The 25,723-nt window shown below is 60.8% G+C and carries 24 protein-coding genes; 9 read left to right on the top strand and 15 right to left on the bottom strand.

The window, feature by feature from the left end:
• Window positions 1–58: 58 nt before the first annotated feature.
• Genes radA through katB form a run of 3 tightly spaced genes read right to left on the bottom strand, consistent with a single transcriptional unit; the run spans window position 59 to window position 3,606 of the window.
• Entirely contained in the window at window positions 59–1,426 is a 1,368-nt protein-coding gene (radA, locus tag HBN98_RS26495; protein ID WP_003228407.1) for a DNA repair protein RadA, read from the bottom strand.
• 43 nt (window positions 1,427–1,469) lie between these two features.
• Window positions 1,470–2,006, bottom strand: coding sequence for an ankyrin repeat domain-containing protein (locus HBN98_RS26490; RefSeq protein WP_064589277.1), 537 nt, complete (start codon window positions 2,004–2,006; stop codon window positions 1,470–1,472).
• A gap of 58 nt (window positions 2,007–2,064) precedes the next feature.
• Window positions 2,065–3,606 carry a catalase KatB gene (katB, locus tag HBN98_RS26485; RefSeq protein WP_083367862.1) on the bottom strand — a complete coding sequence of 514 codons (1,542 nt, stop codon included), beginning with the start codon at window positions 3,604–3,606 and terminating at the stop codon, window positions 2,065–2,067.
• Between the two features lie 285 nt (window positions 3,607–3,891).
• On the opposite strand from katB, the gene mscL reads away from it, so the two are divergent.
• A complete protein-coding gene (gene mscL, locus HBN98_RS26480) occupies window positions 3,892–4,305 on the top strand; it encodes a large-conductance mechanosensitive channel protein MscL (protein WP_064589280.1) in 414 nt (137 codons plus the stop codon).
• A 42-nt stretch (window positions 4,306–4,347) separates the two neighbouring features.
• Here the strand turns inward: mscL and HBN98_RS26475 are convergent, their stop codons facing one another.
• Window positions 4,348–5,124, bottom strand: a complete 777-nt coding sequence (locus HBN98_RS26475; RefSeq protein WP_083367861.1) for a ferredoxin--NADP reductase — start codon at window positions 5,122–5,124, stop codon at window positions 4,348–4,350.
• A gap of 312 nt (window positions 5,125–5,436) precedes the next feature.
• Here HBN98_RS26475 and HBN98_RS26470 point away from each other — a divergent pair, with 312 nt between their 5' ends.
• Together HBN98_RS26470 and HBN98_RS26465 are read left to right on the top strand one after the other, a co-directional pair.
• Window positions 5,437–6,165 (top strand): autoinducer binding domain-containing protein, encoded by a 729-nt coding sequence (locus tag HBN98_RS26470; RefSeq protein ID WP_083367860.1) that lies wholly within the window; start codon window positions 5,437–5,439, stop codon window positions 6,163–6,165.
• Window positions 6,166–6,312: 147 nt separating this feature from the next.
• Window positions 6,313–7,437, top strand: coding sequence for a methyltransferase (locus HBN98_RS26465; RefSeq protein ID WP_083367859.1), 1,125 nt, complete (start codon window positions 6,313–6,315; stop codon window positions 7,435–7,437).
• A gap of 74 nt (window positions 7,438–7,511) precedes the next feature.
• On the opposite strand, the gene HBN98_RS26460 is transcribed toward HBN98_RS26465, so the two are convergent.
• The 3 genes from HBN98_RS26460 to HBN98_RS26450 all read right to left on the bottom strand — a co-directional run bounded on the left by HBN98_RS26460 (window position 7,512) and on the right by HBN98_RS26450 (window position 10,218).
• Complete coding sequence (locus HBN98_RS26460; RefSeq protein WP_007963754.1) at window positions 7,512–7,679, bottom strand: DUF2474 domain-containing protein; 168 nt, start codon at window positions 7,677–7,679, stop codon at window positions 7,512–7,514.
• 85 nt (window positions 7,680–7,764) lie between these two features.
• Window positions 7,765–8,772 (bottom strand): cytochrome d ubiquinol oxidase subunit II, encoded by a 1,008-nt coding sequence (gene cydB / locus HBN98_RS26455; protein WP_064589287.1) that lies wholly within the window; start codon window positions 8,770–8,772, stop codon window positions 7,765–7,767.
• 3 nt (window positions 8,773–8,775) lie between these two features.
• Complete coding sequence (locus tag HBN98_RS26450; RefSeq protein WP_083367858.1) at window positions 8,776–10,218, bottom strand: cytochrome ubiquinol oxidase subunit I; 1,443 nt, start codon at window positions 10,216–10,218, stop codon at window positions 8,776–8,778.
• A 546-nt stretch (window positions 10,219–10,764) separates the two neighbouring features.
• Between HBN98_RS26450 and HBN98_RS26445 the strand changes: the two genes are divergently transcribed.
• Entirely contained in the window at window positions 10,765–12,003 is a 1,239-nt protein-coding gene (locus HBN98_RS26445) for an MFS transporter (protein ID WP_025108751.1), read from the top strand.
• Between the two features lie 6 nt (window positions 12,004–12,009).
• Here the strand turns inward: HBN98_RS26445 and HBN98_RS26440 are convergent, their stop codons facing one another.
• Together HBN98_RS26440 and HBN98_RS26435 are read right to left on the bottom strand one after the other, a co-directional pair.
• Entirely contained in the window at window positions 12,010–12,561 is a 552-nt protein-coding gene (locus HBN98_RS26440; RefSeq protein WP_083367857.1) for a DJ-1 family glyoxalase III, read from the bottom strand.
• A gap of 67 nt (window positions 12,562–12,628) precedes the next feature.
• Window positions 12,629–13,078 (bottom strand): DUF4879 domain-containing protein, encoded by a 450-nt coding sequence (locus HBN98_RS26435; protein ID WP_064589290.1) that lies wholly within the window; start codon window positions 13,076–13,078, stop codon window positions 12,629–12,631.
• Between the two features lie 224 nt (window positions 13,079–13,302).
• On the opposite strand from HBN98_RS26435, the gene HBN98_RS26430 reads away from it, so the two are divergent.
• The 4 genes from HBN98_RS26430 (at window position 13,303) to HBN98_RS26415 (ending at window position 17,172) form a co-directional block, all read left to right on the top strand.
• Window positions 13,303–14,598, top strand: coding sequence for an NCS2 family permease (locus tag HBN98_RS26430; protein ID WP_083367856.1), 1,296 nt, complete (start codon window positions 13,303–13,305; stop codon window positions 14,596–14,598).
• Window positions 14,595–15,674 (top strand): tRNA (uridine(54)-C5)-methyltransferase TrmA, encoded by a 1,080-nt coding sequence (trmA, locus tag HBN98_RS26425; protein ID WP_083367855.1) that lies wholly within the window; start codon window positions 14,595–14,597, stop codon window positions 15,672–15,674. Before HBN98_RS26430 ends, trmA begins: the two co-directional genes overlap by 4 nt.
• 197 nt (window positions 15,675–15,871) lie before the next feature.
• Complete coding sequence (aroQ, locus tag HBN98_RS26420) at window positions 15,872–16,321, top strand: type II 3-dehydroquinate dehydratase (RefSeq protein ID WP_025108744.1); 450 nt, start codon at window positions 15,872–15,874, stop codon at window positions 16,319–16,321.
• Window positions 16,318–17,172: a shikimate dehydrogenase gene (locus HBN98_RS26415; RefSeq protein WP_083367854.1), complete on the top strand. Its 855-nt coding sequence runs from the start codon at window positions 16,318–16,320 to the stop codon at window positions 17,170–17,172. Before aroQ ends, HBN98_RS26415 begins: the two co-directional genes overlap by 4 nt.
• A gap of 104 nt (window positions 17,173–17,276) precedes the next feature.
• Here HBN98_RS26415 and HBN98_RS26410 read toward each other — a convergent pair whose 3' ends face one another.
• The gene (locus HBN98_RS26410; RefSeq protein WP_064589299.1) at window positions 17,277–17,954 is read right to left on the bottom strand and encodes a TetR/AcrR family transcriptional regulator; all 678 of its coding nucleotides are present in this window, start codon (window positions 17,952–17,954) and stop codon (window positions 17,277–17,279) included.
• A gap of 102 nt (window positions 17,955–18,056) precedes the next feature.
• The gene (gene quiC / locus HBN98_RS26405; protein WP_083367853.1) at window positions 18,057–19,958 is read right to left on the bottom strand and encodes a 3-dehydroshikimate dehydratase QuiC; all 1,902 of its coding nucleotides are present in this window, start codon (window positions 19,956–19,958) and stop codon (window positions 18,057–18,059) included.
• A gap of 354 nt (window positions 19,959–20,312) precedes the next feature.
• On the opposite strand from quiC, the gene HBN98_RS26400 reads away from it, so the two are divergent.
• Window positions 20,313–21,650, top strand: a complete 1,338-nt coding sequence (locus HBN98_RS26400) for an MFS transporter (RefSeq protein WP_083367851.1) — start codon at window positions 20,313–20,315, stop codon at window positions 21,648–21,650.
• A gap of 103 nt (window positions 21,651–21,753) precedes the next feature.
• On the opposite strand, the gene HBN98_RS26395 is transcribed toward HBN98_RS26400, so the two are convergent.
• From HBN98_RS26395 to HBN98_RS26380, 4 genes are all read right to left on the bottom strand, one after another.
• The gene (locus tag HBN98_RS26395; protein WP_064589306.1) at window positions 21,754–22,632 is read right to left on the bottom strand and encodes a DMT family transporter; all 879 of its coding nucleotides are present in this window, start codon (window positions 22,630–22,632) and stop codon (window positions 21,754–21,756) included.
• 63 nt (window positions 22,633–22,695) lie between these two features.
• Window positions 22,696–23,511: a sugar phosphate isomerase/epimerase family protein gene (locus HBN98_RS26390; protein ID WP_083367850.1), complete on the bottom strand. Its 816-nt coding sequence runs from the start codon at window positions 23,509–23,511 to the stop codon at window positions 22,696–22,698.
• A gap of 2 nt (window positions 23,512–23,513) precedes the next feature.
• On the bottom strand, window positions 23,514–24,569 hold the full coding sequence (locus HBN98_RS26385; RefSeq protein WP_083367849.1) for a Gfo/Idh/MocA family protein: 1,056 nt from the start codon (window positions 24,567–24,569) through the stop codon (window positions 23,514–23,516).
• Window positions 24,570–24,799: 230 nt separating this feature from the next.
• Entirely contained in the window at window positions 24,800–25,576 is a 777-nt protein-coding gene (locus HBN98_RS26380) for an IclR family transcriptional regulator (RefSeq protein WP_083367848.1), read from the bottom strand.
• Window positions 25,577–25,723: the final 147 nt, after the last annotated feature.

Genomic DNA, 25,723 nt, shown 5'->3' with positions numbered 1-25,723 from the left:
AATGATGCCGACTGACACGCCCCCTTCGCGAGCAGGCTCGCTCCCACAGGTTATGAGTTCACTCAAACAATGCATCGAGGGCCTGTTCCAGCCGGGTCACAGCGATGATCTGCAACCCCGCCGGCGCCTCTTTCGGTGCATTGCCCTTGGGCACGATCGCGCGTTTGAAACCATGCTTGGCCGCTTCCTTCAAGCGCTCCTGCCCGCTCGGCACCGGACGCACTTCACCCGACAGCCCGACTTCGCCGAACACCAACAGGTCATGCGGCAACGGCCGGTTGCGCAGGCTCGACATCACCGCCGCCATCAACGCCAGGTCGGACGCGGTTTCCAGCACCTTGACCCCACCGACCACGTTGAGGAACACATCCTGATCGTGAGTCGGAATGCCGCCGTGGCGATGCAGGACCGCCAGCAACATTGCCAAGCGGTTCTGATCCAGACCCAGTGTTACGCGACGCGGGTTGGCCAGATGGCTGTCATCGACCAACGCCTGCACTTCCACCAGCATCGGCCGGGTGCCTTCCCACGTCGCCATAACCACACTGCCCGGGACTTCTTCCTGAGCGCGAGTCAGAAAAATCGCCGAAGGGTTGGAGACTTCTTTCAAGCCCTTGTCGGTCATGCCGAACACACCGAGTTCGTTGACCGCGCCGAAACGGTTTTTCACTGCACGCAACAACCGCAGACGGCCATCGGACTCGCCTTCGAAATACAGCACGGTATCGACCATGTGTTCCAGAACGCGCGGGCCGGCGAGCGCGCCCTCCTTGGTGACGTGGCCGACGAGGAAAATCGCCGTACCGCTCTGCTTGGCATAGCGCACCAGCAGCGCCGCACTCTCGCGCACTTGCGACACGCCACCGGGGGCTGACTGCAATTGTTCGGTGAAGATGGTCTGGATCGAGTCGATCACCATCACCTTGGGTTTTTCCTGGCGGGCGGTGGCGATGATGGTTTCGATGCAGGTTTCGGTCATCACCCGCAGTTGATCCTGTGGCAGCCCCAGCCGGCGGGCGCGCATGGCGACTTGCTGCTGAGATTCTTCGCCGGTCACGTACAGCGCCGGCATGCTCTTGGCGAGGTTGCACAGGGTCTGCAGCAGGATCGTCGACTTGCCGATACCCGGGTCACCGCCGATCAGCACCACCGAACCGTCGACCAGCCCACCACCGAGCACCCGATCCAGCTCACCGGACGCGGTGGAGAAGCGCGGGATCTCTTCGATGCTGACTTCGGCCAGGGTCTTGATCTGCGCTTGCTGCCCGGCCCAGCCGGTACGCCCGGTGGGCGCCGTGGCACCGCCGCTTTCGATCATGGTTTCGGTCAGGGTGTTCCAGGCGCCGCATTCGCCGCACTGGCCCGCCCACTTGGGAAAGGTTGCGCCGCACTCGGTGCAGCCGTACATGCGCTTGGCCTTGGCCATCTGGATCCCCCGGGAAAAACCGCGATGATAACGCAGCCACCGTTCAGCGCGGCGTGGCGGTGTGGATTTCGCCGTTGGCCAGACGTGCGGCACTGTTGCCCAGCGGATCCTCGGCATTGAGGTCGGCGCCCTTGGCCTTGAGCGCATCGAGCAGTTCGACACGCTTGAACAGTCCGGCATACATCGCGGCAGTTTGCCCCGCGCCGTTGCGCTGATCGGGGCTGCAATCAGTCGCCATCAACCGCCGGGCAATCTGCATCTCACCTTTGAAAATCGCGCCCATCAACGCCGTGTTGCCGCGTTGATCCTGCGCGCAGGCATCCGCGCCCGCCGCCAGCAAGCGCTCAACCGCCGCGCCCTGGCCGTGATACGCCGCCAGAATCAGCGCGGTGTAACCCTTGCTGTCGCGGGTATCGAGGGAGTAACCGGACTCGATAAAGGTGTCGAGCATCGGCACATCACCGCGCCGGGCGGCATCGAAGTAATAATCCTGCAACTGCGCCTTGATCGCCTCAGGGCTTTGCCCGGCCTGCGCTGTCCAGCACAGGCAACCCAGCAACAGTAAAAGACAAACACGCATAAACACTCTCCTGGCAGAACGGGGCCTGAACCAGGCCCCGCGTTGCATGGCGTCGAGATCAGTCGACCAGTTTCGCTGCCAGTGCCTTGACCCGGCTCAGATCGCCTTTGGCCACTTTGGTCACACCGGTCCCGTATTCCGGGTCGGCCTTATAAAGGAAGGACAGGATGATGTGCTTGCTCTCGTCATCGGTGGTCGCCAACGAACCGCCGAAACTGTTGATCAAGTCCTGACGCTCCTGCTGGCTGAACGAGCGGTACAGATCGCCGGCCTGCTTGAAGTTCTGCTCACGCTGGATCTTCGCCTGCTGGGTGCTGCCCGACAGCGCCAACTGGCTGTAGCGCGCGCTTTGTGGCTCTTCGCGCGGTTGCAGACGGCTCGGCTGGTAGTTGACGCCAGACTGGGTGGCGCCGAAGTTCATCGCACCGTCCTGATTGCCATTGTTGACGGCAACTTTGGGCGCATTGATCGGCAACTGCAGAGCATTGGCACCCAGGCGATACATCTGCGTATCGGCATAAGAGAACACTCGTCCTTGTAACAGACGATCTTCGGAAGGTTCGATACCCGGAACAACATTGGCCGGTGCCATGGCAACTTGTTCGGTTTCCTGGAATACATTCGCCGGATTACGGTTCAACACCATTTGTCCAACTTTTCGCTCTGGAACATTTGGCCAGATCTTGGTGGCATCCAATGGATCAAAATCAAACTTGGACAAATCTTGCGGATTTAGCACTTGGATGTACAAGTCCCACTTCGGGAAGTTGCCTTTATTAATATTGGCGACCAGATCATTTGTCATATGACTGTAATCTTTGCCCTGAACTTTTTCCACTTCCCCCGGGGTCAGGTTTTTTATTCCCTGCAGGCTCTTCCAGTGAAACTTCACGTAGTGAACTTCACCCTTGGCATTGACCAACTTGTAGGCGTGTACACCGTTACCATCCATTTCCCGATAACTGACCGGCGTTCCGGAATTGGAATACAGCTCGGTGAGGGTGCGGGTCGCTTCTGGTACATGCGAGAAGAAGTCGAAACGACGCGAGTCATCGTCCAGATTGGTTCGCGGATCAGGCTTGAAGGCGTGCACCATGTCCGGGAATTTGATCGCATCGCGAATGAAGAACGTCGGGAAATTGTTGCCCACCAGATCCCAATTGCCATCGGCGGTGTAGAACTTGGTGGCAAAGCCCCGTGGATCGCGCAGGGTTTCCGGGGAGTGGTTGCCGTGCACCACGGCGGAGAACCGCACGAACACCGGTGTCACTTGGCCGGCGGCAAACACCTTGGCCTTGCTCAGGTCGCTGAGGTCGTTGGTCACCGTGAATGTGCCGTGGGCACCTGTGCCGCGTGCATGCACGACGCGCTCGGGAATGCGCTCACGGTCGAAACGCTGCAGTTTCTGAATCAACTGCACGTCCTGCAGCAGCACCGGGCCAGTGGCGCCGGCGGTTTGCGAGTTCTGGTTGTCGCCCACCGCGGCACCGTTGTCCCGGGTCAGGGGCGCGGCGTGCACGGAGAAGGTCAACAGGCTGGCGGTCAGTACGCCGAGCGTACGGCGATGGGGAAAAGCCCCCAATCCAAACGTGGAATTCATATCAGGTTCCTCTGGTTTTTTGGGCGCATCCAGGTGCGCCAACCAGAGGCTAGAGGGCTATGTCCGCGAACATAAATAGAAAGTTCGTAACTCGATGATTGAAAATTTTCGCTTCCCGATCAGCGAGTTACAGCGTATTTCGCGCGCGATTAGTGGCACTTTGCAAACTAATCGTCGATTCATGTGTCGATAAAATCGGGCATTGTAAGAAGGTGTTTCGCGCAGGACGCGTTTTGCTGATTTACACTGCGTACACCAACCTCATCTGTAACAAGGAAATAACCTATGGGCGTGCTAAGTGAGTTCAAGGCCTTCGCGGTCAAAGGCAATGTGGTCGACATGGCCGTCGGTATCATCATCGGTGCCGCCTTCGGCAAGATCGTTTCGTCGTTTGTCGGTGACGTGATCATGCCGCCAATCGGCCTGTTGATCGGTGGGGTGGACTTCAGTGATTTGGCCATTACGCTCAAAGCCGCCGAGGGCACGGCCCCGGCAGTGGTCCTGGCTTACGGCAAATTCATCCAGAGCATCCTCGACTTCATGATCGTCGCCTTCGCGATTTTCATGGGTGTCAAAGCCATCAACCGCCTCAAGCGCGAAGAAGCCGTGGCACCTTCCCTGCCACCGGTTCCGACCAAGGAAGAAGAATTGCTCGGCGAGATCCGCGATCTGCTCAAAGCCCAGAACGACCGGCCTTGACGCTAGCATGATTGAAAACGGCGCCTGAGGGCGCCGTTTTTTTTACCAGTAGTTTTCCACCGCCACCTGCCCGGGACGCCGCGTCAGGCTCAGGTTCATGTGGCGTTTTTTCAGCAGTGCCCGGGTGTCGTCGATCATCTGCGGATTGCCGCACAACATCACACGCGAATGTTCCGCTGTCAGCTCCAGCCCGGCCTCGCGTTCCAGCTCACCGCTTTCAATCAGTGTGGTGATACGGCCGTTCAGAGCACCGGGATGGACCTCGCGGGTGACCGTGGGGATGAATCGCAACTTGTGCGCATGCTCGGCCAGGTAATCACGCTGGGCCAGTTGCTCGATCAGATCCAGGTAGGCCAGCTCTCGCGCCTCGCGCACGCTGTACACCAGGATGATCCGCTCGAACCGCTCCCACACCTCGAAGTCCTGCAGGATCGACAGAAACGGCGCCACCCCCGTTCCCGTGGACAACAGCCACAGATCCCGACCGTCGACGAAACGATCCAGCGTCAGGTAGCCAAAAGCCTGGCGTTCTACCAGCAATGTATCGCCAGGCCGCAATCGGCTTAGCTCACTGGTGAATTCGCCCCCCGGCACCACGATGGAAAAGAACTCGAGAAATTCGTCGAACGGCGAGGACACCATCGAATAAGCGCGCCACACCCTGCTGCCATCAGCCTTTTCCACCCCAAGGCGGGCGAACTGCCCTGCACGGAACCTGAAACCTGCATCGCGCGTGGTTCGCAGCGTGAACAGGCTGGGCGTCAGGGGTTGCACGTCGAGCAAGGTCTGGGCGGTGAATTTCTCTGCGCTGGCAGTCATGGGCGACTCCACTGAAGGGACTCTGACAGTTTCGCTGAATCCGCCACGACAAACACCACTGTTTTTGTAATGTCATCTCATTTGGCGGCGTCACCCATTGAAATATTTACCTATTTAAAACAACCGCTCACACATTGAATGACAACTTAAATATACCGCTCTATTCCGGCTTAATAACTTTATCGCCATGAATACTTCTATCCAAAGAGCGAAAAATTCGACTCTTCGTGTAGGACATGTCCTACACTCGTTTCCGTGCAGGATTCGTTGGATCCAAACCGGCACCCCAGTAACGCGTAACGGAGAGTTTTCATGGAAAGGTGGAAGGCGTCTCAATTAAAGCAACTGTCTTTCGCAAGAGAAATAGAGACGGCTTATCCGATTCTGCTGCGATTTGCTCAAAACATTGGTTTCAATTTTTGCGCTATCACATTGACATCAACTGAACGGAATGCCGACTTTAAAGCCTTGCAAATCAATAACTACCCTAAAGAGTGGAATCAACTCTATGAAAAAGAAAGCTACAGCAAGATCGATCCGGTAATAGCCCACTGCAATCTCTGCGTACTGCCCATTGTCTGGACCGAAGAAGTGTTTGCGCAGACGCCACAGTTATGGGGAGCACAACAGCAACACGGTTTGCGCCACGGTTGGTCCCAGTCGTTCCACAACCAAGCCAGCGGCTTGTGTACCACGCTCAGTCTTGTCAGGAAAAATGCGGCGCTGGAGGCGCTCGAGCTGTACGAGCATTTTGGCTATATCTTCTATGCGGCCAGCCATATGAGTGAGCTATTTGCCAGAACCCTGCCCAAACCGCTCAAAAAGCCCCAGCCCCCGCACCTTTCGCCGCGGGAACTGGAAGTGCTGCAGCTCTCCGCTGTGGGCAAAACGGCCTACGAGATTGCCCGGATTCTTTGTCTGAGCGAGCGGACCGTGAATTATCACGTGCAAAACGTGATCGTCAAACTGGACGTCTGCAACAAGATTTCCGCCGTCACCGCCGCCACTCGTTGTGGTTTGCTCGACGCCCCCACCGCCTAAAACCTGCGAGTATTTGAGCGAAAAAGAACGTACCATTTGTGACCTTCCTGAGTGATGGCGTGAGTTAAGCGCCGAAGTCCACTCGGACGGTCCGCCGCGAGACCCTGGGCTGCGGGCCACCCGTTGATTAACCAGAGTTTCCGCACCATGCCCTTGCTCGAAACCCCCTTCGCCCAACTCGATCTGATCCGCCAACCCGAACAGCAGAACGAACCGCTGCAAGCCTTCGATGCGGCTGACGAATACCTGCTCAACCACCTGGCCGCGCAGCAACCGGCTGCAGACACTCGGGTTCTGGTGCTCAACGACAGCTTTGGAGCGCTGGCTGCAAGTCTGGCGGGCAAGGTTCAGGTCAGCAGCAGTGGCGACTCGTTTCTGGCCTTTCAGGGCCTGGAAAAAAACCTGGTGCGCAACGGCCTTGCGTTCGATGCGGTGCCCGGCATTGCGGCCAGCGAACCATTGATCGGGCCGTTTGACCGGGTGTTGATCCGCGTGCCCAAGACCCTCGCCTTGCTGGAAGAACAACTGATTCGCCTGCAAGGGCAATTGGCGCCCGGCGCCGAAGTGGTGGCGGCGGCCATGGTCAAGCACCTGCCGCGTGCGGCCGGGGATCTGCTGGAACGCTACATTGGCCCGGTGCAGGCTTCGCTGGCGGTGAAAAAGGCTCGCCTGCTGATCGCCACGCCCGAAGCCAAAGCCCCGGCGACTTCGCCCTACCCTTCGCGCTACCGACTCGACGAGCCCGCCATCGAGTTGCTCAACCACGCTAACGTGTTCTGCCGCGAAGGCCTGGACATCGGCACCCGCGCCTTTCTCCCGCATCTGCCAAAGAACCTCGGCAGCGCGCGCGTCGCCGACCTCGGCTGCGGCAACGGCGTGCTGGCCATTGCCAGTGCGCTGCAGAACCCTGACGCGCATTACACGCTGGTCGACGAATCGTTCATGGCCGTGCAATCGGCCGCTGAAAACTGGCGCGCCGCCCTGGGCGAGCGCGCAGTGACCGTGCGGGCCGGTGATGGTCTGGCCGGGCAGGAGCCGCAGTCGCTGGACGTGGTGCTGTGCAATCCGCCGTTCCATCAACAACAAGTGGTCGGCGATTTCCTCGCCTGGCGCATGTTCCAGCAGGCGCGCGAGGCGCTGGTGGTGGGCGGTGCGTTGTACATCGTCGGCAACCGTCACCTGGGGTATCACAGCAAACTGGCGCGGCTGTTCCGTGGCGTCGAGCAAGTGGCGGCAACGCCGAAATTCGTGATTCTCAAAGCGCGCAAGTAAACGCCAGGCAAAAAAAACCCTCCGCGGTACAGAGGGTCATAAATCCGTGCCCAAAGGCAACGGGACGGGATGTTTCAGTGGGTGGTCAGGCCGGCCGCGTTCATGAACAGGCGCATCAGGCTGGCCGCAATGAACAGCGCGCCGACGCTACCGATCCAGATCAGGGCCAACCAGCCGAGCCGCTGCCACAGCGGCTTTTTTTCGGCTTCTTCAATCTCGTGCAGGGAATGTTTGCCGTTCATTGCATCGATCCTCCGTCAGACGCTGGCGCCGCGTACGACGCCAGCGTGAACAGGCTCGCTCCCACCAAGTGAGGGGAGCGGCAGACTAGTGGTAACCGTCTTCATGGGTGACCTTGCCGCGGAACACGTAGTAGCTCCAGAAGGTGTAGCCCAGGATGAACGGGATGATGAACAGCGTACCGACCAGCATGAAGCCCTGGCTCTGCGGCGGTGCGGCGGCGTCCCAGATCGAGATCGACGGCGGCACGATGTTCGGCCACAGGCTGATGCCCAGACCGCTGTAGCCGAGGAAAATCAGCACCAGGGTCAGCAGGAACGGCATGTAGTTGGCGTTGCGCGCCACGGCGCGGATCAAGCCGTACAGAGTCACCAGCACCAGAATCGGCACAGGCATGAACCAGAACAGATTCGGCTTGCTGAACCAGCGCGTGGCGATTTCCGGATGGGCCAGCGGCGTCCACAGGCTGACGATGCCGATCACCGCCAGCAGCACGAACGCCAGCGGCCGCGCCAGGTTGTGCATCTGTTCCTGCAACTTGCCTTCGGTTTTCATGATCAGCCAGGTGCAGCCGAGCAAGGCGTAGGCCACCACCAGCGCGGCGCCGCAGAACAGGGTGAAGGGTGTCAGCCAGTCCAGTGAGCCGCCGGCGTATTGCCGATTGACCACCGGCAAGCCGTCGATGAACGCGCCCAGTGCCACGCCCTGGAAGAACGTCGCCGCCACCGAACCGCCGATGAACGCCTTGTCCCACAGGTGGCGCTTGTCGTCCTTGGCCTTGAAGCGGAACTCGAACGCCACGCCGCGAAAAATCAGGCCGATCAGCATGAAGATCAGCGGCAGGTAGAGCGCCGACAGCACCACCGAATAGGCCAGCGGGAAGGCGCCGAACAACGCCGCACCGCCCAGCACCAGCCAGGTTTCGTTGCCGTCCCAAACCGGGGCGACGGTGTTCATCATCACGTCACGGTCGGTCTTGCCCGGGATGAACGGGAAGAGAATCCCGATCCCCAGGTCGAAGCCGTCCATGACCACGTACATCATGATGCCGAAGATGATGATCACGGCCCAGATCAGCGGAAGATCAATACCCATGAGTCAAATCTCCTTTTCCAGGCTGCGAGCCTGGTCAGCGTCGGCGCCTTCATCATCCGCCGCGGACAACGGACGGGCCGGTGTGCGTTTCTGCCCAGGACCACCGTCGTTGGTTTCCTTGCCCTCGTCGGTTTTCGGCCCTTTGCGCACCAGGCGCATCATGTAACCCAGGCCGGCGCCGAACAGCGCGAAATACACCACGACAAACATGATCAGGGTGATGCTCATCTGCATGAAGCTGTGGTTGGACGACGCATCCGCCGTACGCATCAACCCGTAGACCACCCACGGCTGACGACCGATCTCGGTGGTGAACCAGCCGGCGAGGATCGCGATCAGGCCGGACGGCCCCATCCACAACGCCAGGTACAGGAACGGCCGCGAGGTGTAGAGCGAATCACGCTTGCGCAGCCACAGGCTCCACAGACCGGTGAAGATCATCAGGAAACCGAGGCCGACCATGATCCGGAACGACCAGAACACGATGGTCGAATTCGGCCGGTCCTCAGGCGGGAACTCCTTGAGCGCCGGAACCTGCTTATCCAGCGAGTGGGTCAGGATCAGGCTGCCGAGGTACGGGATCTCCACGGCGAATTTGGTTTTCTCTTCTTTCATGTCCGGCCAGCCGAACAGGATCAACGGCGTGGCTTCGTCGCCTTTATTTTCCCAATGGCCTTCGATCGCGGCGATTTTCGCCGGCTGATGCTCGAGGGTGTTGAGGCCATGGAAGTCACCGATGACCGCCTGGATCGGCGCCACGATCAGCGCCATCCACATCGCCATCGACAGCATGGTGCGGATTGCCGGGTTGTCTCTGCCGCGCAGCAGGTGCCAGGCTGCCGACGAGCCGACGAAAAACGCCGTGGCGACGAACGCCGCCGTCGCCATGTGCATCAGGCGGTACGGGAACGACGGGTTGAAAATGATGGCCAGCCAGTCGGTCGGGATCACCTGACCGTTGACGATCTCGAAGCCCTGCGGGGTCTGCATCCAGCTGTTGGACGCGAGGATCCAGAACGTCGAGATCAGCGTGCCGATCGCCACCATCACGGTGGAGAAGAAGTGCAGGCCGCGCCCGACCTTGTTCCAGCCGAACAGCATCACCCCGAGGAAACCGGCCTCGAGGAAGAATGCCGTGAGCACTTCATAAGTCAGCAACGGCCCGGTGACGGCACCGGCGAAGTCCGAGAAGCGGCTCCAGTTGGTGCCGAACTGATAGGCCATGACCAATCCGGACACCACGCCCATGCCGAAGTTGACGGCAAAGATCTTTGACCAGAAATGGTAAAGGTCGCGGTAGGTGTCGTTATGGGTTTTCAGCCACAAGCCTTCGAGCACCGCCAGGTAACTCGCCAGACCAATGGTGATGGCCGGGAACAGGATGTGGAACGAGATCGTGAACGCGAACTGAATTCGGGCGAGATCGAGTGCCTCTAAACCGAACATAAGTCTTCCTCTGTCAGGTAATACCGGCGTCGGGGCTTGTGGCCCCTGCACCTACTGCCCCCACGGATATGGAGTGCGGCGAATTCTGATTCGTTCTTTTTTAACAACCATCGCAACGCAGGGAGTCTGGCCATCGGGCCACCAGAGCATGGCCCGGGAGGGTCTTGATCTGGATCAAGCAACGTTGAAAGAGTAGTCCCATTTCCGACGAAGAACCGCGTGGTCGTTTGCCGCGTGACAAGTTGCCTCATCGCCTGGGCAACGCACTGAAAGACATTCCCGGAGCGGCGAAATCCCTTGTGGCGAGGGAGCTTGCTCCCGCTCGCCTGCGCAGCGGCCGTAAAACCTGCAACCTTGACCTATTTAGAGAAATGCTCAGGAGGGCTTCGCCCTCCAGCGGGAGCAAGCTCCCTCGCCACAGGAAAACCACAGGAGAACAAGGATTGGAGGATAGATGTCTGGCTAACTAATTTTTTTGTCATAGCAACTTCCTGTTACAGACTGGTGATAATCTCGTGGTTCCCCTCGAGCCAGACCTGCCTTCAGATGCCCAGCCAAGAGCCCCTGCTGTTACGTCACCATCGTCCATTTCTCGCGTTCTGGTTCGCCCGGATCTTCACTGCCAGCGGCTTCCAGATGCTTACCGTGGCGATCGGCTGGAATCTGTACCAACTGACCGGCAACGTGCTCGACCTCGGTCTGGTCGGTCTGGTCGAGTTCGCTCCGCGGGTGCTGTTCATGCTGCACACCGGGCATGTCGCCGACCGCTATGACCGGCGCCGGGTCGCGGCGATCTGTCAGTCGCTGCAGGCGTTGATCGCGCTGGCGCTGGCGATTGGCAGCGCCACTGATCACATCACCCGGGAAATGATCTTCATCCTCGCCTTCTTGCTCGGCGGCGCACGCTCCTTCGAGTTGCCGACCACCCAGGCGCTGCTGCCGAGCATCGTGCCCACCGCGCTGTTCCCCCGGGCCGTTGCTGCCGCGCAGTCGGCACAACAATCGGCGACCATCGTCGCCCCGGCAATGGGCGGCTTGCTCTATGCGTTCGGCAGTGTCTGGGTCTACGGTCCGACGGTGCTGCTCTACGTCATCGCCTGCACATTGATGCTCAACCTGCCCGCGCGACAGACGCCGCTGAACAAAGGCAAAGCCACGCTGGACTCGTTACTGGCGGGCATCCGCTTCATACGCAGCCGTCCGGACATTCTCGGAGCGATCTCGCTGGATCTGTTCGCCGTGCTGCTCGGCGGCGCCACCGCGTTGCTGCCGGTGTTTGCCAAAGACATCCTGCTCACCGGGCCTTGGGGCCTGGGCCTGCTGCGTTCGGCGCCGGCGGTCGGCGCGCTGGGGATGTCGCTGTTCCTGGCGCGATTTGCCGTCGAGCGCAATGTCGGCCGGGTGATGTTCACCGCCGTCGGCGTATTCGGCGTTGCGACCATCGCCTTCGGCCTGTCGACTTCTTTCTGGTTCTCGCTGGCAGTGCTGGTGGTGCTCGGCGCGGCGGACATGATCAGCATGGTGATCCGCGCCTCCTTCGTGCAACTGGAAACCCCGGATGAAATGCGCGGCCGGGTCAGCGCGGTGAACGGCCTGTTCATCGGCGCCTCGAACCAGTTGGGCGAATTCGAATCCGGCCTCACTGCGCACTGGTTCGGGACTGTGCCGGCGGTGGTGATGGGCGGAATCGGCACCCTGGTGGTGACCGGGACGTGGATCAAACTGTTCCCGACCCTGGCCAAACGCGACCGGATGCATGTGCCGGTGGAAGAGGCGAAGGTCTGACTCTCGTCAAACCAACATCTCCCCCGCCACCTTGGTCCGTAATGCTTTACCGCCAAGCTGCTCAACCAGCGTCAGGGCAAACGCCAGTGCGGCACCAGAGCCCTGGGCGGTGATGCAGTTGCCGTCGACCACCACCGGTTGATCAACAAACGTACAGCCTGACAGTTGATGACTGGCACTCGGCAGGCAGGTCATGCGCCGCTGGCGCAAGACGCCCGAGGCTTGCAGGGCGACAGCCGGGGATTCGGCGATGGCGGCGAACAGGCGTCCGGCGCTGGCCTGGTCCTTGAGCAGTTGTTGCAGTGGCTGATGCGCCGCGAGGTGTTGGGCGCCGATGGTGCCGCCGGGCAGGACGATCAGGTCGAAGGTCTGCGCCAGCACATCGATCAGCATGCCATCCGCCGTCAGGCGCGTGCCGCGCGCGCAGGTCAGCATGCGCCGGCCTTCGATGCTGGCCGCCACGACTTCGACGCCGGCGCGGCGCAGCACGTCGATCAGGGTCACGCATTGCAGATCATCGATGCCCTCGGCGAGGGTAATCAGGGCTCTAAAGGTCATGGGCGCCATCCGCTGGGTGATCTTCCAAGCGTAGTCAGCTTTGCCCCACCCTGTTCGGTGCCAGCCGTTACTTGATGTAAAGCTGAGTCGACATCGTGTTGCGCGGCGCGTTGAGCGAGGTGTTGCTGAAGCTGAACGTGCCTTCCTGCTTGCCCGCCAGATCGAAGGTATACAGCGAGCCGACAGTGTTGCTGCCGGGGGTGCACTCGGTCAGATTACCGTTATCAAAAGCGCACACCGGAGCCCGGGTGCCGTTGACTTCAAAACCGTCCAGGGTGGCGTGCGGCTGATTCTGGCCATAGCCGACTTCCAGCACATACACCTTGATACTCGGGCCACTGTGATTGCACTGGGTTTGCGGCTGGTTGTCGGCAATGTCTTCCAGGCCGCAGGCCGGCGACTGAACCTTGATCACTTTGACTTGCGTCAACGGCGCCGCCGAGGCGGCCAGCGCCGCATTCGACCCGGCCATCAGCCCCGCCAGTACCCAGAAAGCCTTCATCCAGCGCTTGCCCATGTGATCGCGTTTCCCCGAAAAATTCAGCGCGCAGTATGGCGCACTTGGCCCTGTGGCAAAACTTCGACGACGTTCGGCACCAACAACCGCCATATTCCTCACGCTGCTGGTATGATGCGCGGCTTTTTCCGGCCCACCACAAATTCCCAGGCGCTTGCGACGGTCTGTGCTTTGCTGTTGAGGTCGATACATTCACGGCGCCACGCGCGCCACGGGGAGCAGACATGCTGGAAAGGCTGTTTCAACTCAAGGCACACAACACCAACGTGCGTACCGAGATTCTGGCGGGCGTCACGACCTTCCTGGCCATGGCCTACATTCTGTTCGTCAACCCGAGCATTCTCGGCGAGACCGGCATGGACAAGGGCGCGGTGTTCGTCGCCACCTGTCTGGCAGCCGCCATCGGCTCGACCATCATGGGCCTGATCGCCAACTATCCGATCGCCCTCGCCCCGGGCATGGGCCTGAACGCCTTCTTCACTTACACCGTGGTTCTGCACATGGGCCACACCTGGCAAGTGGCGCTGGGCGCGGTGTTCATCTCGGCGGTGTGCTTCTTCCTGCTGTCGATCTTCCGCATCCGCGAATGGATCATCAACAGCATCCCGCTGCCGCTGCGCTCGGCGATTGCCGCCGGTATCGGTCTGTTCCTGGCCCTGATCGCCCTGCACAACGCCGGCATCGTGGTCAGCAACCCGGCGACCATGGTCGGCCTCGGTGACCTGAAACAACCGGCGCCGATCCTCGCCACCCTCGGCTTCGCCCTGATCGTTGCGCTTGAGGCCCTGAAAGTGCGCGGTGCGGTGCTGATCGGCATTCTGGCGGTGACCATCGTATCGATCGCCATGGGCTTCACTCCGTTTGGCGGCGTGACCTCGATGCCACCTTCGCTGGCCCCGACCTTCATGCAACTGGACATCAAGGGCGCACTGGACATCGGTCTGGTCAGCGTGATCTTCGCCTTCCTGTTCGTCGACCTGTTTGACAACTCCGGCACCCTGATCGGCGTCGCCAAGCGCGCCGGCCTGATGGGCAAGGATGGCCACATGCCGAAAATGGGTCGCGCCCTGATCGCCGACAGCACCGCGGCCATGGCCGGTTCGCTGCTGGGCACCTCGACCACCACCAGCTACATCGAATCCGCGGCCGGCGTGAGTGCTGGCGGCCGCACCGGTCTGACGGCTGTCGTTGTGGCGTTCCTGTTCCTGCTGGCGCTGTTCTTCTCGCCACTGGCGGCCAGCGTGCCGGCCTTCGCCACCGCGCCGGCACTGCTGTTCGTCGCCGTGCTGATGACCTCGGGCCTGGCGGAAATAGACTGGGAAGACATCACCGTCGCCGCACCGGTTGTCGTGACCGCGCTGGCGATGCCGTTCACCTACTCGATCGCCAACGGCATCGCGTTCGGCTTCATTTCCTGGACCGTGATCAAACTGCTGTCGGGCCGCGCCCGTGAGCTAAACCCGGCGCTGGTGATCCTGTCGATTCTGTTCGTGATCAAGTTGGGTTGGTTCAACGCATGACTTTCGATTCCCAGGCCTACGCCACTCAGCTCGAAGACAAGGTCACGCGCTTGCGTGACCTGCTCGCCCCGTTCGATGCGCCGGAGCCGACGGTGTTCGACTCGCCGCTGCAGAACTTCCGCCTGCGCGCCGAATTCCGCCTGTGGCGCGAGGCCGGTGAGCGGCATTACGCGATGTTCTCCCAGGACGACAAACGCACGCCGATCCTGATCGAAGAGTTCCCGATTGCCAGCCTGCGCATCAACCAGTTGATGCCGCAGCTCAAGGCTGCGTGGCAGGCCAGCTCGGCGCTGAGCCACAAGTTGTTCCAGGTGGAATTCCTGACCACTCTGGCCGGCGATGCGATGATCACCCTGTGCTATCACCGTCCGCTGGACGAGCACTGGCATGCCGCTGCGACCCAACTGGCCGCGGATCTCAACGTCAGCGTGATCGGTCGTTCCAAGGGCAAACGTGAAGTCATCGGCCACGATTACGTGGTCGAGAAGCTTGAAGTCGGCGGCCGCACCTTCAGCTACCGCCAGCCGGAAGGCGCGTTCACCCAGCCCAACGGCACGGTGAACCAGAAGATGCTCAACTGGGCATACGAAGCACTCGGCGATCGCACTGACGACCTGCTGGAGCTGTACTGCGGCAACGGCAACTTCACCCTGCCGCTCGCCACCCGCGTGCGCAACGTGCTGGCCACCGAGATCAGTAAAACGTCGGTCAACGCCGCACTGAGCAACCTCAGCGAAAACGCTGTGGATAACGTCACGCTGGTGCGCCTGTCCGCCGAAGAGCTGACCGAAGCGCTCAACGAAGTGCGTCCGTTCCGTCGCCTGCACGGCATCGACCTGAAAAGCTACGAGTTCGGCAGCGTATTCGTCGACCCGCCGCGCGCCGGCATGGACCCGGACACCTGCGAGCTGACCCGGCGTTTCGACAATATCCTGTACATCTCCTGCAACCCGGAAACCCTGGCCGCCAACATCGCCCAGTTGCACGACACGCACCGCATCACCCGCTGCGCGCTGTTCGACCAGTTCCCGTGGACGCATCACATGGAGTCCGGGGTGTTGCTTACCCGGCGTTGATTACCGGTTCCCGGATGCAAAAAAGCCGTCGTGATGACGGCTTTTTTGTGGGTGCGTTTTTTGATCTGTGCGATCACCGAACACAAAACTCTTAGGCTCAAGCACTTCAATTGACCATGGTAACCATCTGGTACATTTTACCTCCACAGGCTGAAATCCTCGGCCCAAGCCAAAAACAATAAGTGGAGTTTGACCCCATGCCCCCTATCGTTCTGGTGCTCAACGGCCCGAACCTGAACCTGCTTGGCACCCGTGAACCGGCGACCTACGGTCACGAAACCCTGGCTGATATCTCTGCCCTGTGCGGCCGCGCTGCCGAAGAGTTCGGTCTGGCCGTGGAGTTTCGCCAGACCAATCACGAAGGCGAATTGCTCGACTGGATTCATGCCGCGCGCGGTCGTTGCGCCGGGATCGTGATCAATCCGGCGGCGTGGACGCACACTTCGGTGGCGATCCGCGACGCGCTGGTTGCCAGTGAGTTGCCGGTGATCGAAGTGCACCTGTCCAACGTCCACGCGCGCGAGCCGTTCCGCCATCATTCGTTCGTCTCGGCCATCGCCACTGCGGTGATGTGCGGCTTCGGCAGTCATGGCTATCGTCTGGCCCTGGAACATTTCAGCCAGCGGCTGAAGGGGCGCGCAGCATGAGCCGCAAACCGGTAATACTGGCCGGACTGATCGGCGCCGGGATTCAAGCCTCGCGCACGCCCTCGCTGCATGAACATGAGGGCGACGCGCAAGGCCTGCGCTACCTGTATCGCCTGATCGACCTCGATCAGTTGCAACTGGACAGCAACGCCCTGCCCGATTTGCTGCAGGCCGCCGAGCGCATGCACTACACCGGCCTCAACATCACCTTCCCGTGCAAGCAGGCGATTATCCCGCTGCTCGATGAATTGTCGCCGGAAGCCCGGGGTATCGGTGCGGTCAATACCGTGGTGCTCAAGGACGGCAAGCGCATCGGCCACAACACCGATTGCCTGGGCTTTGCCGAAGGTTTTCGTCGCGGCTTGCAGGACGTTACCCGTGAGCGAGTGGTGCAGATGGGCGCTGGCGGCGCCGGGGCAGCAGTGGCTCACGCGCTGCTGAGCGAAGGTGTCCGGCAACTGAGCATCTTCGACGTCGACCGCGAGCGCGCCGAGAGTCTGGCGAACAACCTCAACCAGCATTTCGGCGCCGGCCGTGCCGTCGCCGGGCGCGATCTGCCGGGCACGCTGAATATGGCCGACGGTTTGGTTAACACAACACCAATGGGCATGGCCAAACTACCGGGCATGCCGGTGCCGGTGGAGTTGCTGCGCAAGGAATTGTGGGTCGCGGAGATCGTGTATTTCCCGCTGGAAACCGAACTGCTGCGCAACGCCCGCGCCCTCGGTTGCCGCACGCTGGATGGCGGCAACATGGCGGTGTTTCAAGCGGTGAAGGCGTTTGAACTGTTCAGCGGTGTGGTGCCGGATGCGCAGCGGATGCTCGCGCATTTCCAAAGCATGAATGGGTGAATATGCAGGAGTGAGCCTGCTCGCGATGGCGGTGTGTCAGTAAACAACAATGACAACTGATACACCGCCATCGTGAGCAGGCTCACTCCTGCCGGGGGAATGCGTCAGGCTTGCAGGTAGCGCAACACCGACTCGCAAATCATCTCGCGATGCCGCTGTTTGATGTTTTCATCCGGCAGATCGATCTGAAAAATCTCGCCAAACGTGTGCCGGTTCGACACGCGGTAGAAGCAGAACGAACTGATCAGCAAGTGCACGTCCAGCGCGTCGAGGCCGGCGCGGAACACGCCTTCCTCGGCACCACGATGCAAAATCTCGCCCAGCGAATCGAGGATGGTGTTGTTCATCGCCTTGATCGCATCGGAACGCTTCACGAACTCGGCGTTGTGGATGTTTTCGATGCATACGATGCGCACGAAATCGACGTTGCGGTCATGGTGATCGAAGGTGAACTCCACCAGCCGGCGGATCGCCAACACCGGTGGCAACTCGGCCAGGTGCAAGCGGCTTTCGGTGCTGCGGATGTCGCCGTAAAGCTTCTCCAGCACCTCGACGTACAATTGCTCCTTACTGCCGAAGTAGTAATAGATCATGCGTTTGGAGGTGTGGATGCGCTCGGCGATCGCGTCGACGCGGGCGCCGGACAAGCCCTGCTGGACGAACTCGACGATCGCCTCCTGCAGGATGTTCTCGCGGGTCTTTTCCGGGTTGTTCTTGCGACTCTTGCGCGGCTCGATGCCAGATACGACGGGAGCGGCGGGGAGTTCTGATGTCATTGTCATTGCGGGCTCACGGCCATCACTGCACAGGTTGGCGATTATGGGCCGCGCTGCACAGTGAAGGAAGCCACGTGGCCCGTGTTTAATCCCGCGTTTACGAATTTCCTACAACTTCGCCTGGCGTACCGCGCCACTGCGTGATTTGGCCATCGCCGCCAGACGCACCGCGACGTTCGCCGCACCGTAACCGGCGTAACCGTTTTTGCGCTGGATGATCTCGAAGAAGAAGCGCCCTTCGAACGGCTCGGTGTACACATGGAACAGCTCGCCGCCCTGCGCATCACGGTCGTAGAGCACGTTGTAATAGGCCAGTTCGCTGAGAAATTCGTCATCGAAATCGAAGCGAGCAGCGAGGTCATCGTAGTAGTTGAGCGGGATATCCAGCAGTGGCACGCCAGCCTCTTTGGCGCGACTGACTTCGGCGAAGATGTCGTCACAATCGAAGGCGATGTGATGCACGCCAGAACCGCGATAACTCGACAGCGCATGTGAGATCGCGGTGTTGCGGTTCTCGGAGATGTTCAGCGGCAAGCGGATCGAACTGTCGCGGCTTCTCAGCGCGCGGCTCTTCACCAGCCCGTAAGGGTCGGGCAGCACCACTTCATCGTCGGCCTCGAAATCCAGCAGGCTCTTGTAGAACAGCACCCAACTGTCGAGGCTGTCGGCCGGCAGCGCCATGGCCATGTGATCGATGCGCTTGAGGCCGCCACGAGCCTGAGCGTTCGGCAGCAGGTTGAAGTCGGTGCCATAGACATCCGCCGCTTCATCCACCAGATAAATCAGGCTGCCATCCGGCGCCCGCACCGCGGCCAGTTCCAGCTCATTGGGGCCGACCAGTCCGCGATAGGGCTGGCCCTTATAGGCGACCGCACGAGCCAGGGCGCTGGCGCTGTCCTTGACCCGCACAGCGGTGGCGCACAGCGACGGGCCGTGGGCCTCGAAAAAACTGTGGCCGAATGAATACGGTTCAGCGTTGAGGATCAGGTTGATATCACCCTGACGCAGCAGGCTCACACTCTTGGAACGGTGCTGCCCGGCCTTGACGAAACCGAGGCGTTCCAGCCAGTTCGTCAGTTTGGCGCCGAGCGCTTCGTCCACCGCGAACTCAAGAAACTCGATGCCGTTGTACTCACTGGCCTGCGGCGTTTCGAACAGGATTTCGCGGTTGCTCACCGGCGTGACGTGTTGCTCCAGACGCTCACGGGTTTTCTCTTCCAGGTACAACAGCGAACGCAAACCGTCGGCGGCGTTGGCCCGTGGCGGCGCGGCGCGGAAACCATCGTTGAAGATTTCCAGCGACAACGGCCCGGTGTACCCGCTCTGGATGATCGGCGCGAGGAACCCCGGCAGATCGAATTCGCCCTGCCCGGGGAAGCAGCGGAAATGCCGGCTCCACTCCAGCACATCCATGGCGAGAATCGGCGCGTCGGCCATTTGCACGAAGAAGATCTTGTCGCCGGGAATGTCGGCAATCGCGCGGGGATCGCCCTTCAGCGACAAAGTGTGGAAGCTGTCGAGCAGCACGCCGAGTGCCGAGTGATCGGCCTCGCGCACTATGTCCCAGACCTGTTGATAAGTATTGACGTGCCGGCCCCAGGCCAGCGCTTCATAACCGATGCGCAGCCCGCGAGCGCCCGCACGTTCGGCCAGCAGTCGCAGATCATCGACCAGGATCTGCCGGTCGCCGACGCTGTCCGCCGAGGCATTGCTGCATACCAGCACCAGGTCGGTGCCCAGTTCCTGCATCAGGTCGAACTTGCGCTCGGCGCGCTCCAGATTGCGCGCCAGGCGATCACGCCGGCAGCCTTCGAAGTCGCGGAACGGCTGGAACAGGGTGATCGCGATGCCCAGGTCGGCGCACATCTGCCGGATTTCCCGAGGGCTGCCGTCGTAATACAGAAGGTCGTTTTCAAAGATCTCGACACCGTCAAACCCGGCGGCAGCGATGGCTTCGAGCTTTTCCGGCAGGGTGCCGCTCAGGGAAACGGTGGCAATGGAACGCTGCATGTTTCTACTCCCGGACTTCGCCGCGCTTATCTTTAAGGTAGGAGCTGCCGAAGGCTGCGATCTTTTGATCCTGATCCTGAAAAGGAAATTCAAAAGATCGCAGCCTTCGGCAGCTCCTACACAGGACGTTTTTTATAGTGAGGGAAATTATTGGCTGCATCGTCTTCAGCAGCAATTTAAAGTGTACCAGCCGGTTAGTTTTGCGTGCGATTATCGAACACTATGGCGATTCGACGAATTGACGATTTTTCGTCCACTGCCCACCATCGACGTCACATTGAGTCCGCAAGTGAACCTTCGGTCGCAGTGCCTTGCAAACAACACCACATAACAAATTCAAAAACGGGTGGAACAATGATTCCTTCACAGACTTCCCGCATGGCCCCGGCCATGAGCACTGCCACGGGTGGCATCGGCGACAAGATCCGCGGCGCCATGGCCGTCGGCAAGACCCGTTGGGGCATGCTGGCGCTGGTGTTTTTCGCCACGACCCTGAACTACATCGATCGCGCCGCCCTCGGCGTCATGCAGCCCATCCTCGCCAAGGAAATGAGCTGGACGGCGATGGATTACGCCAACATCAACTTCTGGTTTCAGGTCGGCTACGCCATCGGCTTCGTCCTGCAGGGCCGCCTGATCGACCGCGTCGGCGTGAAGCGCGTGTTCTTCTGCGCAGTGCTGCTCTGGAGCCTGGCCACCGGCGCCCACGGCCTGGCGACGTCGGCCGTCGGCTTCATGGTCTGCCGGTTCATCCTCGGTCTGACCGAAGCGGCCAACTACCCGGCCTGCGTGAAAACCACTCGCCTGTGGTTCCCGGCCGGTGAACGCGCAGTCGCCACCGGCATCTTCAACGCCGGCACCAACGTCGGCGCGATGTTCACGCCGATGCTCCTGCCGCTGATCCTCCACGTATGGGGCTGGCAGGCCGCGTTCCTGTGCATGTCGGCACTGGGCGGGATCTGGCTACTGTTCTGGGGCTTGAAATACTTCAACCCGGAAGATCATCCGAACGTTAAACAATCCGAACTGGACTACATCCAGCAGGAAGTCGAACCGGAACAGGCTCGCGTGCCGTTCTCGCGCATCCTGCGCATGCGTGGCACCTGGGCCTTCGCCCTCGCCTATTCGCTGACGGCGCCGGTGTTCTGGTTCTACCTGTACTGGCTGCCGCCGTTCCTCAATCAGCAATACAACCTGGGCATCAACGTGACCCAGATGGGCATCCCGCTGATCATCATCTACGTCACGGCTGACTTCGGTAGCGTCGGCGGCGGCATTCTGTCCTCGTTCCTGATCGGTCGCGGCATGAACTCGATCAAGGCGCGGCTGCTGTCGATGTTCCTGTTCGCCTGCTGCATCATCGGCGTGATCATGGCCGCCGGTTCGAGCAATCTGTGGGTGGCGGTGGCGGCCATCTCCCTGGCGATCGGCGCGCACCAAGCCTGGACTGCGAACATCTGGAGCCTGGTGATGGACTACACGCCCAAGCACATGATGAGCACGGTGTTCGGTTTCGGCGGCATGTGCGCCGCGATCGGCGGGATGTTCATGACCCAGATCGTCGGCCACATCCTGACCGTCACCAACAACAACTACACCGTGCTGTTCACGCTGATTCCGGCGATGTACTTCATTGCGCTGACCTGGATGTACTTTATGGCGCCGCGCAAGATTCCCGAGATCACCGAGTAACCGGCCTCCCCCTGTAGGAGCTGCGGCACGCTGCAATCTTTTGATGTTCAATATCAAAAGATCGCAGCGTGCCGCAGCTCCTACACAGGGGGTTGTGGATCCTTCACCTACGGCTTTGCTGCCACGCCGCCGCCAGGCCGCTGCAACAGATCACCGCGATACCGATCACCGTCAACAAGCTCGGCGTGTGATTGAACACCACCCAGCCCAACAACCCGGCAAACACGATCTGGCAGTAGCCGAACGGCGCCAGCAACGCCGGCGCAGCGTGACGGAACGCCTGGGTCAGAAACAGGTGCGCGGTCATCCCGCAACTGCCCAGCGCCAGCATCAACACGGCGTGCGTCAACGTCGGCACTTGCCAGAAGAACGGCACCAGCGCACTCATCACCAGCGTGTTGCACAAACCGGCGAAGAAGTTGCTGGTGGTCGGGCTATCGACCTCGCTGAGCTTGCGGGTCAGCAGCTGGTAGAAGCAGAAAAACAGCGCCGAGCAGAACGGCAGCAACACCGCCGGGGTGAACAATTCACCGCCCGGGTGGACGATGATCAGCACGCCGATGAATCCGCAGATCACCGCAATCCACTGCCCGCGCGTCACCCTTTCCTTGAGCAACGGCACCGACAATGCGGTGACCAGCACCGGCGCGAGAAAGTTGACCGCCGTCGCTTCGGCCAGCGGGATGTACAGCAACGCAGTGGTGAAAAACAGGCTGGTGCCGAGCAGGCACAGTGCCCGCGCCAACTGCCACAACGGCCGTTTGGTGCGCAGCACGCGCAACCCCGATTGCGGCAGGAAAATCCCCGCCATCAGCAAGGTGTGCACCAGATACCGCGCCCACACCACCATGATGATCGGGTAAAAACCCGAGAGGTATTTCGACAGGGCGTCGTGGCTGGAGAACAGGAAAGTCGCCACGACAATCAGCAAGATCCCCTTGAAGGGTTGGTTGACACCGGACAGCGGGGTGCTAACGGTCATGGGCTCTCTCTGAAGGAAAAATAAACACTGGCGAGGACGCTGGCGCCCCGCCACAAACAAGACTTACAAGCGCGCCAACAATTCCAGCGTCCTGGCGAGGGCCATCCGCGCCCGCTGCAATCCGCTCACGCCCTGCTCCAGCAGTTTGACCGTGGGAATCTCCAGACTCAGTGGAATATTAGCCGGCAGACTGCGCAGCAAACCGAGCAAGTCACAATCGCCCTCGCCGGGAAACCGCCGCTCGTTGCGAGCCTGACGCAAGATCTCGGCCATGTCCGCCGGTCTTGGCCCCGCTACATCGCACAATTGCGCGTAACGCAGACGTGCAGGCGGGACGTCGGCCAAATCCTCCAGTCGTGAAGCGGAGCGATCAAAATGAAAGGCATCGACCAGCACCGCGGCGTTGTCCCGGTCGGCATTGGCGACGATGCGCAGCGCCTGTTCGAGGTTGCGCGCATCGGTCCAGGGCATGAACTCCAGATGCGGGTGCAAGCCGTAAGGTGCCGCCAGATCGCACAGTGCGGCAAAGTGATCGGTCAGCCGCTGCTCGTCCGGATCATTGCCGGCGACGAGCAATTCACTGGCGCCGAACTCCGCTCCAACGGCCAGAATTTTCTCGAAATCGGCGACCACGGTGTGCGGCTTCAGGCGCAGGATTTCCACGTCGAGCACAGCGATGCCAGTGTCGCGCAACCGCGCCAGCGTCTGACGCCGTAAACCGCCATCGGCCACCAGCGCAAAGTGGTATTCCTCAGGGGTCGCCGGTTCCAGGCGCAGGCCGACATGGCTGTAACCGGCACGGGCGGCCACCTCGACTATCTGCGGTGGCGACAATTCGAGTACGGTGAGACTGGCCAGGGACAGGATTCGTTCGCGCATGTTCAGACCTCTGCCGGCGTGCAGGCGCGACCGCTGGCCGCCGCCCCGCGAATCGCCTCGACCAGCGCCAGGGTCCGCGCGGCATCCGCCGCACTGACCAATGGCTCGACTTCACGCCGCGCTACCCGCACAAAATGTTGCAGTTGCAAACGCAAAGCATCTCCCGCCTCGCAATGTTCCTGCACCGCAATCAAGGGCTGGTGCCAGCCGGCATCGACTTGATCGGCAGCGTAATGCCAACGCTTGAGTTGTGGAATGCTCAGAGCCCCGGCGGTGCCCGCCAGCAAGTAACACGATTGATCAGCCTGACGCGGATAGACCGGGTTCTCTGCGGAATTCAGCTCCCAGCTCCACGGCGCGGCGACCGCATCAGACCCGGTCAACGTCCCCAGCGCACCGTCGGCAAACCGCAACAACAGCGCCACACTGTCTTCATTGGCAAAACCACGCACCGCGTTGTCGGTGATGGCCTGCACCGAGTGCACTTCGCCGCACAGGTGGCGCAGCAGATCGAGGTCGTGAATCAGGTTGGTCAGCAACAGGCCCGCCCCCGGTTCACGGCGCCACGGGATCTCAAAATAAGCGTCGGGTTTGCGCAGCTGAAACAGCGCGGTGACCGTGGTCAGCCGCCCGAGCGCACCACTCTGCAGCAACTCATGGGCACGGACGATCAGCGGATTGTGGCGCCGATGATGGCCGACCAATACCGGCACGCCACTGCGTTTGACCGCCGCCACCAGCTCGCGCACCTCCTGCAGATGCACACCGACCGGTTTCTCCAGCAGCACCGGCACACCGGCAGCGAGGCAATCCAGAGCTGTACTGACATGCTGATTATTCGGATTGGCCACAATCACCGCGTCTGGCCGTGTCTGCTCCAGCATCTGACGATGATCAGCGAAATGCGCCACGCCCCACTCTGCCGCCAGCGCAGGCGCCTGCGGGCCGGGATCGGCCACCGCGCACAAGCGAGCCTCGTTCATGGTTTTCAGGTGCTGATAATGCTGCTGGCCCATGTTGCCGGCGCCGATCAGGGCGATGCGAAGGGGTAGAGTCAAGGCGCGATCCTCTTGTGATTGTTGTTAGAAAAGTCACTCCAGCAACAATTTAGAACCGCGTTCCAGAATCAAACACCCAGTGATGGGAAAACCGTGCGAACACCGCACAATTTCATACTCGACGCTCAACCTGTAGGAGCTGCCGCAGGCTGCGATCTCTTGATCTTGATTTTGAAAATCAACGTCAAAAGATCGCAGCCTGCGGCAGCTCCTACAGGGGGCGGTGCGGGTCAGATGAACAATTCAGAGGCCAGACTGGCCGCCGACAACTCCTCGGTGAACGTCACCAGCAACGGCGCCAGTTCGTGCAGACGCGCGCCAGGCATCCGCGCGCTTGGCCCGGCAATGCTCAGTACACCGATGACCCGCCCATCAACGGGATGCTTGACCACGGCAGCGATCGCCGAGGTGCCCACCGCCGAGCTTTCCTCGACACAGGCGTAGCCCTGCTCCCGCGCCAGGCGCAGGCGTTCCAGCAGTTCGATATTGGAGCGTGGCGCGTTCGGCCCGATGTCCACCGGCACTTCCACGCCTTGGCGTTCAACCAGCGACAACGCTTCGGCGTCGCTCATGCAAGCCAGCCATGCATGCCCGGAGGCGGTGTAGAACAGCGGCGCATCGCGGCCCATGTCCGGGTCATAACGCAGGCCCGTGCGCGCGCCCTGGGCCTTGGCGATCCAGGTCTGGCGCTCGCCATCGATTACCCCCAGACGCACCAGTTCACCGGTTTCCTGCGCCAGTCGATCCAGCACCGGTTGCACGATGTCGGCACCGCTACTCGCCAGATACTGAAACCCCATCGCCACCAGTTTGGTCGACAGGTGATAGCGCAGGGTGTCGGCATTCTGCCGCACGTAACCCAGACGAATCAGCTCGGCGAGCAAACGGTGGGTCGCACTTTTCGGGATATCCAGTTGCTCGGCCAAGGTCTGCATCGGCAGCCCGCGCGATTCACTGGTGAGGCTTTCCAGCACGCTGAAAACCCGTTCGATCTGACTGCCGGCCATGGGTAAATCCAAGTGAAATTTGGCCGATTCTAGAAGACATCTCTCGCAAAGCGAAATCCGGAACTGGCCGTGCGATAACCGCCCACTTTACCCAAACAAGGCTTGTTACAGCTCACGCTCACTGGTTAATTTCTGGAATCAAATTCC

The sequence above is a fragment of the Pseudomonas koreensis genome, from assembly GCF_012986595.1.
Classification (GTDB): domain Bacteria; phylum Pseudomonadota; class Gammaproteobacteria; order Pseudomonadales; family Pseudomonadaceae; genus Aquipseudomonas; species Aquipseudomonas koreensis.
The sequence above is the reverse complement of the archived record's forward strand: the minus strand, read 5'-3'. Positions and strand labels throughout refer to the sequence as shown.

What these genes read in the sequence shown, in the direction of transcription:
- HBN98_RS26430 (WP_083367856.1), top strand. Translation starts at nt 13,303, where the DNA reads ATGCTGGAAAGGCTGTTTCAACTCAAGGCACACAACACCAACGTGCGT.
- mscL (WP_064589280.1), top strand. Translation starts at nt 3,892, where the DNA reads ATGGGCGTGCTAAGTGAGTTCAAGGCCTTCGCGGTCAAAGGCAATGTG.
- HBN98_RS26440 (WP_083367857.1), bottom strand. Translation starts at nt 12,561, where the DNA reads ATGACCTTTAGAGCCCTGATTACCCTCGCCGAGGGCATCGATGATCTG.
- HBN98_RS26460 (WP_007963754.1), bottom strand. Translation starts at nt 7,679, where the DNA reads ATGAACGGCAAACATTCCCTGCACGAGATTGAAGAAGCCGAAAAAAAG.
- HBN98_RS26400 (WP_083367851.1), top strand. Translation starts at nt 20,313, where the DNA reads ATGATTCCTTCACAGACTTCCCGCATGGCCCCGGCCATGAGCACTGCC.
- HBN98_RS26410 (WP_064589299.1), bottom strand. Translation starts at nt 17,954, where the DNA reads ATGACAATGACATCAGAACTCCCCGCCGCTCCCGTCGTATCTGGCATC.
- HBN98_RS26450 (WP_083367858.1), bottom strand. Translation starts at nt 10,218, where the DNA reads ATGTTCGGTTTAGAGGCACTCGATCTCGCCCGAATTCAGTTCGCGTTC.
- HBN98_RS26395 (WP_064589306.1), bottom strand. Translation starts at nt 22,632, where the DNA reads ATGACCGTTAGCACCCCGCTGTCCGGTGTCAACCAACCCTTCAAGGGG.
- HBN98_RS26490 (WP_064589277.1), bottom strand. Translation starts at nt 2,006, where the DNA reads ATGCGTGTTTGTCTTTTACTGTTGCTGGGTTGCCTGTGCTGGACAGCG.
- HBN98_RS26470 (WP_083367860.1), top strand. Translation starts at nt 5,437, where the DNA reads ATGGAAAGGTGGAAGGCGTCTCAATTAAAGCAACTGTCTTTCGCAAGA.
- HBN98_RS26380 (WP_083367848.1), bottom strand. Translation starts at nt 25,576, where the DNA reads ATGGCCGGCAGTCAGATCGAACGGGTTTTCAGCGTGCTGGAAAGCCTC.
- aroQ (WP_025108744.1), top strand. Translation starts at nt 15,872, where the DNA reads ATGCCCCCTATCGTTCTGGTGCTCAACGGCCCGAACCTGAACCTGCTT.
- katB (WP_083367862.1), bottom strand. Translation starts at nt 3,606, where the DNA reads ATGAATTCCACGTTTGGATTGGGGGCTTTTCCCCATCGCCGTACGCTC.
- HBN98_RS26415 (WP_083367854.1), top strand. Translation starts at nt 16,318, where the DNA reads ATGAGCCGCAAACCGGTAATACTGGCCGGACTGATCGGCGCCGGGATT.
- quiC (WP_083367853.1), bottom strand. Translation starts at nt 19,958, where the DNA reads ATGCAGCGTTCCATTGCCACCGTTTCCCTGAGCGGCACCCTGCCGGAA.
- HBN98_RS26435 (WP_064589290.1), bottom strand. Translation starts at nt 13,078, where the DNA reads ATGGGCAAGCGCTGGATGAAGGCTTTCTGGGTACTGGCGGGGCTGATG.
- radA (WP_003228407.1), bottom strand. Translation starts at nt 1,426, where the DNA reads ATGGCCAAGGCCAAGCGCATGTACGGCTGCACCGAGTGCGGCGCAACC.
- trmA (WP_083367855.1), top strand. Translation starts at nt 14,595, where the DNA reads ATGACTTTCGATTCCCAGGCCTACGCCACTCAGCTCGAAGACAAGGTC.
- HBN98_RS26390 (WP_083367850.1), bottom strand. Translation starts at nt 23,511, where the DNA reads ATGCGCGAACGAATCCTGTCCCTGGCCAGTCTCACCGTACTCGAATTG.
- HBN98_RS26465 (WP_083367859.1), top strand. Translation starts at nt 6,313, where the DNA reads ATGCCCTTGCTCGAAACCCCCTTCGCCCAACTCGATCTGATCCGCCAA.
- HBN98_RS26445 (WP_025108751.1), top strand. Translation starts at nt 10,765, where the DNA reads ATGCCCAGCCAAGAGCCCCTGCTGTTACGTCACCATCGTCCATTTCTC.
- HBN98_RS26475 (WP_083367861.1), bottom strand. Translation starts at nt 5,124, where the DNA reads ATGACTGCCAGCGCAGAGAAATTCACCGCCCAGACCTTGCTCGACGTG.
- cydB (WP_064589287.1), bottom strand. Translation starts at nt 8,772, where the DNA reads ATGGGTATTGATCTTCCGCTGATCTGGGCCGTGATCATCATCTTCGGC.